The sequence below is a fragment of the Marinobacter sp. UBA2688 genome (assembly GCF_002352785.1).
In the GTDB taxonomy this organism is placed as follows: domain Bacteria; phylum Pseudomonadota; class Gammaproteobacteria; order Pseudomonadales; family Oleiphilaceae; genus Marinobacter; species Marinobacter salarius.
In genome coordinates this window covers 61,946-72,955 of sequence record NZ_DELU01000008.1, presented here as the reverse complement: position 1 = coordinate 72,955, position 11,010 = coordinate 61,946, and the positions used below count along the sequence as shown (strand labels likewise).

Annotated in this window: 13 protein-coding genes; 5 read left to right on the top strand and 8 right to left on the bottom strand. The window is 57.2% G+C overall.

The features are described 5' to 3' along the window. The first annotated feature begins 368 nt into the window (after positions 1–368). From B3M52_RS19985 to B3M52_RS03915, 5 genes are all read left to right on the top strand, one after another. The gene (locus B3M52_RS19985) at positions 369–584 is read left to right on the top strand and encodes a type II toxin-antitoxin system RelE/ParE family toxin (protein WP_339666907.1); all 216 of its coding nucleotides are present in this window, start codon (positions 369–371) and stop codon (positions 582–584) included. A 90-nt stretch (positions 585–674) separates the two neighbouring features. After that, positions 675–947, top strand: a complete 273-nt coding sequence (locus B3M52_RS03930) for a hypothetical protein (protein ID WP_286748881.1) — start codon at positions 675–677, stop codon at positions 945–947. Between the two features lie 93 nt (positions 948–1,040). Next, on the top strand, positions 1,041–1,355 hold the full coding sequence (locus B3M52_RS03925) for a hypothetical protein (protein ID WP_286748880.1): 315 nt from the start codon (positions 1,041–1,043) through the stop codon (positions 1,353–1,355). A gap of 1 nt (position 1,356) precedes the next feature. After that, a complete protein-coding gene (locus tag B3M52_RS03920; RefSeq protein ID WP_286748878.1) occupies positions 1,357–1,857 on the top strand; it encodes a hypothetical protein in 501 nt (166 codons plus the stop codon). A gap of 51 nt (positions 1,858–1,908) precedes the next feature. Beyond that, the gene (locus B3M52_RS03915) at positions 1,909–2,286 is read left to right on the top strand and encodes a GFA family protein (RefSeq protein ID WP_286748876.1); all 378 of its coding nucleotides are present in this window, start codon (positions 1,909–1,911) and stop codon (positions 2,284–2,286) included. Between the two features lie 60 nt (positions 2,287–2,346). Here the strand turns inward: B3M52_RS03915 and B3M52_RS03910 are convergent, their stop codons facing one another. The 8 genes from B3M52_RS03910 to B3M52_RS03875 form a co-directional block, all read right to left on the bottom strand. Continuing rightward, the gene (locus tag B3M52_RS03910) at positions 2,347–3,342 is read right to left on the bottom strand and encodes an AgmX/PglI C-terminal domain-containing protein (protein WP_286748874.1); all 996 of its coding nucleotides are present in this window, start codon (positions 3,340–3,342) and stop codon (positions 2,347–2,349) included. A gap of 2 nt (positions 3,343–3,344) precedes the next feature. Beyond that, on the bottom strand, positions 3,345–3,845 hold the full coding sequence (locus B3M52_RS03905) for an ExbD/TolR family protein (RefSeq protein WP_007153671.1): 501 nt from the start codon (positions 3,843–3,845) through the stop codon (positions 3,345–3,347). Further along, on the bottom strand, positions 3,842–4,339 hold the full coding sequence (locus B3M52_RS03900) for an ExbD/TolR family protein (protein WP_286748872.1): 498 nt from the start codon (positions 4,337–4,339) through the stop codon (positions 3,842–3,844). Before B3M52_RS03900 ends, B3M52_RS03905 begins: the two co-directional genes overlap by 4 nt. Before the next feature lie 24 nt (positions 4,340–4,363). Next, complete coding sequence (locus tag B3M52_RS03895; RefSeq protein WP_286748870.1) at positions 4,364–5,071, bottom strand: MotA/TolQ/ExbB proton channel family protein; 708 nt, start codon at positions 5,069–5,071, stop codon at positions 4,364–4,366. Positions 5,072–5,206: 135 nt separating this feature from the next. Next, the gene (locus B3M52_RS03890; protein WP_075196254.1) at positions 5,207–5,524 is read right to left on the bottom strand and encodes a hypothetical protein; all 318 of its coding nucleotides are present in this window, start codon (positions 5,522–5,524) and stop codon (positions 5,207–5,209) included. Further along, positions 5,521–6,120, bottom strand: coding sequence for a tetratricopeptide repeat protein (locus tag B3M52_RS03885; RefSeq protein ID WP_256713625.1), 600 nt, complete (start codon positions 6,118–6,120; stop codon positions 5,521–5,523). Before B3M52_RS03885 ends, B3M52_RS03890 begins: the two co-directional genes overlap by 4 nt. After that, a complete protein-coding gene (locus B3M52_RS03880) occupies positions 6,107–8,986 on the bottom strand; it encodes a tetratricopeptide repeat protein (protein WP_286748869.1) in 2,880 nt (959 codons plus the stop codon). The genes B3M52_RS03885 and B3M52_RS03880 overlap by 14 nt, the downstream gene beginning before the upstream one ends. Then, positions 8,979–11,006, bottom strand: a complete 2,028-nt coding sequence (locus B3M52_RS03875; RefSeq protein WP_083637248.1) for a hypothetical protein — start codon at positions 11,004–11,006, stop codon at positions 8,979–8,981. Before B3M52_RS03875 ends, B3M52_RS03880 begins: the two co-directional genes overlap by 8 nt. Positions 11,007–11,010: the final 4 nt, after the last annotated feature.

The window sequence follows — 11,010 nt, the reverse complement described above, 5'->3', positions numbered from 1 at the left end:
TCAGTATTACTCCGGCGGTGACATCTTGGTAAATGCGTTTATCAAAGGTACGCATCTGGAACTGATGAAGAGCTTTCCTACAATGCGCAGGAGTACGAAGAGCTTGCAGCTGCGACAGTAAATTGGCTAACAGATGCTGGGTATTTATGGGTCGGTAAGAATGTCTATGGTGCTGTTAAAAGTGTCACGTTGACGCCCAAGAGCTTGGAGCTGTTAAATGCCACTCCCCAGGCGCTTGAAATAACGGAGTCAGTGGGAACTATTCTGGCGAATGAATCAAAAACACTTGGACGTGAGACGGCTCTATCTGTGATTCGATCTGCGCTGGCGGAAGGCGCGAGGCTTGCGTTTCCAGGCAATATTTAACCATGACAGCCAAGGCGACAGTTACTGCATTGCGGCTTCACCTACATTCTATAGCCGCGCATACTGGCCGAGTCGTTCCTGAATTCAGCCTGGATCATATTCGCGAATTGATTCACGCACCATTTCGGGTTGTCTATCTCAAGCAGGCGAAAGAGGTTGTGCTCATACGAGTCTGGCGGAGTGAGAGGCAGCTCGACTTACCAGAAAGCGAAACATAGCCGAGCCATGCACCGTAGCTGAACCCTTCGCTTCGCTGCGGCTTGCAATCGGTGATTTCGGGCATAATACACAAGGAGTAGTCACAAAAAATGGCAAGGAAGCGCAGCCAAGGTGGGCCAATTGAAACAAGATTGATTGGCCTCTTTGCATCTCTATTTTTCTCCGTGCCCACAGCAGCATTCATCTGGCTCGGGGTAAACAAGCAACTGGCTTACTCGGGTGGTTTTCTCAGCAGTAACTATCTTTTCACCTGTATCATCGTGCTCGCCGTGACAGCGTTGATACTCCCGCAACTGTTTCCGTCTATTCTTGGCAGTATCTGGCGTGGCATCCTCAAGGTCGAGCGTTGGTGGGGCTGGTAGCCTTGATCTCTGGAGCATCCAGACCAGTCTTGATAGACTTTTACTCCGGTGCAGGAAGGCACCGGAGAGTTATTATCAAAAAAGGAAGATGGAATGAAATCAGATGACAGGGAATATGTAGCTGCTGTAATCAATTTTTTCTGGCAAGGCTTGGCACAGCCTCACTCAGTGAACGAAAACTCAGCAAAAGTAATGTATGAAGCTCTCACAGAGGCGCAGTCATGTACTGCTTCAATAGATTTGGTGCCAAGACCGACCTACACTCCAGACATCAATTACATAATCAAGCAAATAGCAAAAATTGGCCAGCGAATAATGTCTGGAGACACTTCCCTTTATAATATGTGTCGGGATCAAGTTTCTGCAAATTATAAAACCCATATTCGCGCAGCCTTGTGGGGTCTTTAATATGAATAAAATTTTTATTCTAGCATTTATGTCAATTCTTCCTCTCTCGTTGTCAGCAAGCGGCAGTGATTTGCGCATAGTTTATGGAGAACTTGACTTTTATATCCCCAAAAACCCTAACTTAGTGGGATATCTTGGTACAGATAGTGAAATTCTAATCGCAAAATACAGTGACGAGCCTGGTAAAAACATTGTTGGCTTTAGTTTAGATAAGGAAGTAAATACTGGCGGCTGTAGCCCGGATGTCTTTTTTAGGTCTGTTCTAAGCAACAACGAATTCGAATGCAACGAAGAGGCCGTTGAATCTTTTCAGTACGTTTTCATGAAAAACAGAGATTCCGGTATTTGGTTAAGTGACAATAAGGAATTTTTCTATTTTATCGGATCGGATAAGTCCACGGTATTTTTCGTAGAAAAAGGCAATGATAGTAAAACTTTTAAAATAGAATCAAACTTTTTGAGCAAAGAAAGAATCAAGAAAATATTCTCAAGTTATCTTTAATTTTTCTGAAACGGATCTCCGTTAGTACTACAGATAAGGAGTCTTCCCCACATGGACCTACGAGGTTCAAACTGCGGCACCTGCCACTGTGGCAGCGTTCAATTCGAAGTTGATCTCCCCACCGGCTTTCAAGACCTGAGTCGTTGCAATTGCTCAATGTGCGCGCGGCGTGGTGCTGTCGTGACCTCGGTTCCCCTTGATGCCTTCAGAATCTTACAGGGTGCAGAGAATTTGACCCTCTATCAGTTCAATACCAAAACGGCTGAACACTACTTCTGCTCTACCTGCGGGATCTATACACACCATAGACGGCTCTCAAACCCCAATCAGTTTGGGGTGAACGTGGCGTGTATAGAGGGGGTGAACCCCTTTGAGTTGGGCGATATTCCTACCACGGATGGCATCAACCACTCGTCCGATCGCCGCTGATCGCTAATTGCAGGTTAGTCCCGGCCTGGTGGCCGGGACTCGGTAGCCAATAACGTCCGTTCAACCAGACAGCAATTCGATCGGATAGCGGATAGTCGTCCTGTCGACACCCGGGCGGGCGCCGAAATCCACCAGCCGCAGACGATTGCAGATTTTCTTCTCAAGAGCAGGCTCGTTCAGGGTGGATTCCACCACCGAGCAGCTTGAAACCGCCCCACTCTCTTCAATCACCAGTTCCGGCGTTACGCTGCCCTGCAGTGAAGGTTTGCGGCGCAGTTCGCGGTTGTAGATGCTGTAGATGGCCGACTTGTTCGCGTCCATGGTGCGGCGGAGCTCTTCGCGGCTGCGCTTGCTGGCCGCGGCCTGTTGCTCGCGCTCGGCGGCTTTTGCCTGGGCGACCACTTCTTCGGCTTCCTCCACCTGGGCTCGTTGCCGTTCCGCCAGGGCGACCTCTCGGGTTTCGCGGGTCAGGCCGGATTCGTCCACACCGGAGCTGCGGCCGGTGTTGGCCTTCTGTGCCAGGGTATCACCGGTCTTGCGGGCGATTGGTTCCGCCGTTGTGACGGTGGCCGGGGTGTCCAGTTTGACGGATTTGCCCAGGGCACTCAGTTTGGACAGCTCATCGCCCATCGCCAGGATACCGGTGTTTTTTGCCTTTTCACGGGCTTTTTCGACGTCCTGCTGTGTGGGCTCCGGCTTCTCCGCCACCTGGGGCTCTGGTTCCGGTTCTGGCTCAGGTTCCGGCGCTGGCGGCTGTACCTGGGGCTCGGGCTCGGCGACGGGCTGCTCTTTCGGTTCCGGCTTTTCGGGTTCAGGCTCGGGTTCCGGTGCTTTCAGTTCCGGGGTTGGTGGCGGTTCCTGTTTCTCAACAATCAGCTTGGCCAATTGCGGCGGCAGGGCTTCACGCTCTTTGCGGTCCTGCTCCGGCAACTCAACCCAGGTGATGTACGCAGCCGCCACAATAAACAGTGGGACCACGAGGGTGGCAACCGCAAACAAGCGCTTGCGTTCTCCCGCCTCCTGATTCCAGGGCAATCCCTGACGATACTCTGCCACAGCTAGGCTCCCTGCTCTGTTTTCTGGTTTACAGCCAGTGAAATACTGGCGTAGCCCGCGTCCACGCAGGTGGACATGATTTTCTTCAGCAGTTCATAGGGCAGTTCGCGGTCGGCAAGAATGGTGATGGGGCGCCCTGCATCCGGTGCCGGCGCACTGGAGCGGCTGGCCTGGTAGTCCAGTTCTTCCTTCAGGGCGGGCTCAACCTGACCACCGAAGGCCTGGAGCACTTCCCGCTTCATCACAACACGGCCGTTCACCAGGATATCGTTGTCCGTGACCGTCAGCGCGAGCACATCACCCGGGGGCTGCTGGGCACTGGAGTCCGGCAGCTTGATGGCGTTGTCCTGGTTCAGCACCTGCACATCGGAGGATGAGTTCACCATCAGGAAGAACACCAGGATGGTAAAGATGTCCATCAACGACACCAGGTTCAGCTTGCTCTGTTGTTTGCCACGCCGATGATGGCGCTTCAGGCGTTTGGCTTTCGCAGACTCTTTCATGACTGATCAGCCCTCTTCGGTGCGTCGCCCAGCGAGATCTCGGGAAACAGTTCGGCCTCGACCACATCACCTGCAACCACCGCTTCGTAAGAGCGCACCTTGTCCATGACCGATACCAGTGTCTGATAGGAGGTGTCGCTGGATGGCATAATGATGATGTTGCGCTTGTCCGGCAGCCTGCCCTTGAGCTCCTTCATGACTTTACCGAGCATCTCGAAGTCGTGGGCCGCTTCGCGGTTGACGATGGTCTTGATCACGCCGCCCTGGTTGTCGGACACCACAAGCTGGTCTTCGAAGATGACAACCTGTAGCTGAAGTTCCTTCTGCTCTTCAACGGAACTGCTGTCCACGTCGGGAAAATTCAGTTCCAGCACGCTGGTGTGTGCAAACACCATATTCAGTAGCAGGACCGGCACCAGCACGATCATCAGGTTCATGAACGGTGTGATGTCGAGGTCCGCGTCACTGCGAAGCCGACGATGCTTACGCCTCATGGCTTTAGCTCCCTGATTGAACCGTTACGCCACTGACCCGGCGGGGTTGGCCGCACGGGAAGCAGGCTCTGCGGGGCGGGCAGCAGCCGGTGCCTGCGGCCTTGCGCCTGTTCCGTCGGTGATCAGGTTCAGCACCTTGATGCCAGCCATTTCGAAGCTGTCGATGATTTCGTTGGTCTTGGTCTGGAGCACGGAGTGGATCAACAGCAGCGGGATCGCAGACATCAGGCCAAAGGCGGTGGTGTTCATCGCTACGGATATACTCTGGGACAGCAGGCTTGCTTTCTGAGACGGGTCTGCCGCGGCAACCGCGGTAAAGGCCGCGATCAGGCCGATGATGGTGCCAAGCAGCCCCATTAGCGTGGAAATGTTGGCCAGGGTGGACAGGTACTGGGTGCGCTTCTCGAGGCGAGGCATGACTTCCAGAAGCCCCTCTTCCATCGCGTACTCGATCTCTTCCCGGGACTGGCGACGGGCCAGGCGCTGGAGACCGAAGCCGATCATGGAGGCCATGGCACTGCCGGACTCGGAGGCATAATTCAGCGCGCCCTTCAGATCCTTACCACCAATCATGTGGTGCAACCGGTTGAAATCCCGGCGATTGGTAATCTTTTGGGCAGAGAGGTAGATGTAACGTTCGGCGGCAACGATGAGTCCGATAATCAGCACGATGGCAATCGGATACATGAAAAAGCCACCTTCCTGGAAGAAGCGAACGGCGGTTTCAATCATTTTCAGGGCACTCCATAGTCCGTGTTTGCAGGCTAGTGTATGCGGCAACCGCCCCGGCAGGGGTAAGTTCGCGCAAGTCTTTGTAGCGGTTTGTTTTTACATGCGTATGTGCACAAACAACGTGTGACACACTGCTCATTCCGACGTTGAGTCGGGACGTCCGGACACCGTCGAATCCTCCGCTGAAGCGCGGAAATACTGATGATAGGACACCAGGCGCTGAAATTCCTGACGCTCCAGCGGCGCAATGGGGCGCCGGAGCATCAACTGCTCGTCCGGCCGGGCCAGTGACTGCACCGCCGGCGCCTGCCAGGGCACCAGGTAAAGCACTGTCGGCACTTCCTGGTCGCCCCGGATTCGCGTGCCTTCGATGGTCACAACACCGTCCTGGGCGACGCAGGGAAACGCGATGATTAACAGCATCAGGCTGAGTAAGTGTTTTCTGGCAATCATAAGCGGTTCCTGACATCGAAGATCCAGTCTTTAAGGCGTGGATTCGGCTCTTCCGCCAGCGACTGATACTGCTCGTAGAGAGGCAAAGCCTCCTCGAGCCGGCCGAGGTAGATATCCAGCAGGATGGCCAGATTCAGCATGGCCGGCAGGTGATTCGGATCGGCTTCCAACGCCTGCCGGTATAGCGTTTCAGCTTGCTCGAACTCGCCCTGCGCACGGGCCATCACTCCGAGATGGGTCAACGCTGCGCTGTGTTGCGGGTCGCGCTCAAGCACCTGTTGGAAATACCCTTCAGCGGCTTCGGGGTTGCCCTCTTGCAGAGCAATAATGCCGAGATTGGCCAAGGGTCCGGTTCGCTCTGGGTCGGCCTGATGGATCTGTTCAAACAGGTTCCGCGCGTTATCGGTATCCCCTCCCCTGAGCAAGGCAACCGCCTCGCTGAAGTCCTGCGTTAACTCGGCCTCCCGGGCCTGGCGCTCTGCCTCCGCCACATCTGCCGGGTCGGTTTTGGGCGAGGACGCACAACCGGCCACCAGCACGACAGCCAGCAGCAGGCCCACTCGCGTCCACCCCTGGAATGACCTAGCCCAGCTCATCGACAACCTCTACGGTGATTTCAGGTTTGTTGTAACGGCCCGGAAGCAGGGTTTTCAGGGCTTCGTAACTGCGCTGAACCCATTCATCGAAAATGCCGTTGCGGGCGCGGCTGGCGTTCTGTTCATGAATGTCGATGGCGTTGTCCTCAAACGGGTAGGCCTGCTCTTCCAGCAAAAGCTCGTACTGGGATAATTCCAGCTCCGACAACCCTTCCGGCCGCTCCGACTCCATCAGGTCACGGCCGAGGCGCGCGTAGATGTGTGCAATCTGGTATCCCGCTTCTGTGGAGAAGGACGACACGCCGTAACTCGCGGTTTTCTGGTAGGCGGTAACGGCCTCTTCCAGTGCCTCGGTCTTGGCTGCCATGCTTTGATTCAGCGGCAAGGTCAGGCGAATGCTGTCGTAATAGGCCAGAGCTTCCCGGGCCAGGATCGCCGAAGCTTCGGCCGCCAGGTAACGCATGCGGTCGTCCGCCTCGTCGGGGTTGTCGTCCACGGTCTCCATCTGCTTGCGCAGCCAGAAACGACGGCTGCTGTCGTCGCCAATCCCGTCATACAGGCCGGCCAGGCTGTTGGCGGCCTCCATGTAGACGTCCAGTGGTTCCGGATAGGTATTGGCGTACCGGCGCCAGGTGTCGATGGCCTTGCCGGTATTTCCCGCACGTTCGTACAGATCCGCGGCGATCAGCAGGTTCTCGCGCTTCTCCTCGTCCGTGGTGGCCATCGCAATCAGGTTGTTCAGCTCATCCCCGGCTTTCTCCCACTGCTCTGTCTCGCGGTAGGCCAGTGCCAGGCGCGCTGGCAGGGTATCGATTTGTTCGTGTTCGGGGTAGCGGGTCCGGAACGCCACCATCACATCGATGGCATCCTGCCAGTGGCTAAGCTCAATCAGCAGGGTGGCAGCATCGTATTCGGCATTGGCCCGCAGGGCCGAGGTGGGCGCAACCACGCCCACACGCAGGAACTCACTGACCGCGCCTGCGGTATCACCGGCATCCGCCAGCGCTTCCGCCTGACGGAAAACGGACGCGGCCAGGCTTTCAATGACATCCGGCCGCCGCTCATCGGCCTCTGCCATGACGCGCAAGGCCTGTTGATAGGTGGTTTCCGCCTCGGCGTATCGGGCCAGTTCAAACAGGCTGTGGGCTTTCAGCAACCAGGTTTCCGTGAGGATATCCGCCCCGGGCGCGGGAACTCGGGCAATCATGCGATCCGCCATTTCAACCACCTGCCCATAGCGATAGCGCTCGAATTCGTGCTGCATGGCAATGTAGAGCACTTCTTCCGAGCGAGGGTCGTCGGGAAAGGCGTTCACGAATCGTTGACGATTCAGCTGCTGGAACTCGGTGTAATCATTGTAGGTTTCAGCGGGCTCACGGGGCCAGGTTTTTGCATATTCGCGGAAGGCCAGTACCGACGCATAGCCTGCCTCAGCGGCGCGTTCGGGTGGTTCTCCCTCCCATGGGAAGTCATAGGCCACACGTTCAAAGGCTTCGATGGCTTCCGGCCACTGAGCCAGTTCTACATGGGTTTCACCCAGCAGGAACAGCATCTCCGGTGTGCGGGGGTGGGCCGGGAAGGTATCCGCGAAGGCCTCGTAATACACCGCCGCCTGACGATAATGCTCATCCGATTCCAAACCTTCTGTCTCGCCCGCCAGTACATAGTGGCGATTGGCAAGCTCCGGGATCAGCTCTTCCAGCTGTTGCCCGATATAAAACGCTGTCTCGTCATCCGCCTGTTGCAGGTAGGCACTGTGAATGCTGTAGTCCCGAACAAACGCCGCCTTGCGATCCGGTATGTCAGCGGTAAAGCCGGCCTGTGCCAGGGTGTCGATGATACGCGTGTGGTACCGGGGCGCCCATGGGCTCAGTGGCCGCGCATCGATGTAGCGCTCGAATACATCAATGGCGTCTGTGTACTGTTCCCGCTCCAGCAAAAGGTCGCTGTAGCGGTCATACACGAGGATTTCGTAGGGTTTCTCGCCGGTCTCACGGAAGATGGCCTGCAGGGTGTCCGCACCGTCCAGGTAAGACAGTGACAGGCCAAATACGCGGAACAGGTCTTCCATCATGGTGCGGTATTCCTGCCCGACGGATTCCACGTCCTGCTCTTCCGGCATGACCAGGTCCAGCACATTGATGTAGCTGAACAGGGCTTCCCGATAACTCCCCTGCTTGAACTGGCTCCAGCCCAGCATGTAGTGGGCGTTGACCAGGAACGAGGCGTCGTCCCTTCTGGCCGGGTCGGCGTCGATCACCGTCCGGAACGCCTGTTCAGCCTCGGTGTACCGGCGATTACTGAACAGCAGGTCACCGCGCCGGAACTGGGCCTCGACCCAGAATGGCGAATCCGGATGCTCATTCACCAGCGTTGTCAGTGTGGCAAGGTGTTCTTCGCTCATGCCGCGCAGGTCGTAGGCGCGGGCCAACTGGTAAAGAACCTGATCATTACCGGGCCGCTCCGGATACCCAGCCAGCAGTTGTTCATAGGCTTCAATAGCCCCGGCCATCTCATCCTCTGCGGTTTCAACCATCTTGTTTTCCGCACGCTGGAATTCCAGGTCCGCCAGCCGGTGACGTACGGCAACCTGTTTGGCGGGGTCTTCCAACAGAGGCAACAAGGCGCGGTAACTGTCCATCACCTCCCCCAGAGATACTTCACTGGTGCCGCCCCGGGTATCCGGCGCAGGCTCGATGGTTTCCTCGATGGATTGAAGAGTGGCCAGAGTCCCCGGCTGGGGCTGTCTGTCATCCCCACCGCCGAATACATCCGGCATTGAAAGCGACTGGCAGCCCCCGAGGAGGCCTGCGACAAGCACTGGCAGAAGGGTATCCAGGCGGCTGCGGATTACCGGCTTAGTCACGGTCACCTCCCGCTTCGGTGGCCGGATTCGCCGCCGCACCATTGCGACCAAGGAAAAGCGTGTCCGCCAATCTTGCCGCTGCATGACGGGTTGCCCTGAGGTACCCCTGCACCTCCTGGCTCTGTTGCTGCAGTTCAGTATCCACCAGGGTAAGCAGTTCCGTTCGTGCTGCCGAGAGTGCCTTGTCCAACTCGCCCTGCAAACGTTGCAGCGCGGCCTGGCGGGCCTCTACCCGGGCTGCCAGGGCCTGATTTTCTCCACCCGATGCCATCTCCTGTTCAATCAACGCGCGCTGATCGACGAACACCTCCATGGCCCGGTCCAGTTCCCGCAGCTGCTTTTCGGCAGCCCAACGATTGACCGCGTAATCATCGGCAATGCGCCAGTTGAAATAGGCGTTCATCCGCTGGAAGGTTTCACGCTGTTTGCGGGTGGATTCGTCCTCCGGCAGCTGCGACAGGGTCTTTTCCACCTGCGCCAGTCGGTCCGCCAGTTCGTGCTGTTCCTGCGTCATGAAGAAGCGCAGATCCTCTCTGGCCAACGCGTCTTCAATAGCGCTGCGGTACTCAGCCTGTCGCGCCAGCCATTGATCCGCGTTGAGCGCATCAAGTGCGTCGCGGGTCTCGCGGATACGTTGCTCCCGCTGTTGGGCACGGGTTTCCAGCATGATATCGAAGGATTCCAACTGCGTTTGCCATTGGCCAAGGGAATCGCGCAACCGATAGAGTTCATGCAGATCACGCAGGGACAGCTGAAAGGACTCCGTCGCCAACAATCCAGCCAGGCTGTAATCCCCGGGCCGGACCTTTACACGCCCATAGGCATCGGTCAGTACGGTTGTTTCTCCCGGTTCGGGACGAACCATCTCCGCGTCCATCGATCCGGGCTGCCCGGGACTATCTCCCTCACGCACGAAGCGAAGCGCCTCGATCAATCGCGCTTCGGTTAGCTGCTCCCGCTCATCCGACAGGCGAGTACTCAGTGACTGGTAATGACTGGCAGCCTCACGGTACGCCTGCAGCGCCTGCTGTTGACGATCCATCTGCTCGAACAGGAAGCCGCGGGCATAAGGCACCTGCTGTAGCCAGGGTGTGAACAGAGGGCGTTGTTGAAGGGTATTCAACGCTTGCAACGCCAGGCCCGCCCTACCTTCGCGAGAGGCTGCAACTGCATAATCGAACAGGGCCTGGTCGGAAAACACGCCGTCGAGGGCGATCTGCTCAAGGCTGGCCATGGCGCCGGCAAAATCACCTCTGCTGAGATGAAGACGACCAATGGAGAGCTTTACCCGCTCCCGAAGTGCCGACATTTCGTTGGCTAACAGCGGCTCGAATTCGGGCAGCTCGCCAAGCAAGCTATCGAGGCTGGCCAAAGCGTCCATCGCCTCTTCCGTCTGGCCTTCAGACAGCATGCCAACAGCCTGGTTGTAATGCAGGTAAGCACGCCAGGGTGAGCTCTCTGGCAGCGAGTCGATCAGTTCGTCAACGATTTCGCCACTGGTCCCGGCCGTTCCGGACAGGGCCAACTGGCCCCGAAGGTACAGCCACTCGTGGTAAAGCTCGTCGCTTTCGTCCTGCAACAGCTCGTCATCCACCCGCTCAAGGGCATCTCGCGCCGCGGTCGGATCCTGCTCAAGGTAGAACACTTTGCCCAGATAGAACCAGGCCTGGTTGCGGGTACCCGGCGCCACCGCTGCGTTCTCGTCCAGTAACTCCCGGAACAGCGCGCCGGCTTCGTGGGTCATACCGTAGGACAGCATCAGGCCGCCCTCTACGAGCGCCGGATGGTCACCATGACCATCGATGCCGCCTTCGGCGGAGGCCACGTTTAGGCGGGTCAGCGCCTCAAACGCATTGCCCTGATAATACTCATACAGAGCCACACCATAGGCAGGATCACTTGCGCGCTGCGGCAGTTCATCACCCACAGCCACCGGACCATGAAGCAACGCCGCAAGCGTACCGGCAAGAGTCAGTCCCGCCGGGGCGCCCGTCGTCATTCGGTTCAGCCACTCAATCACGGAC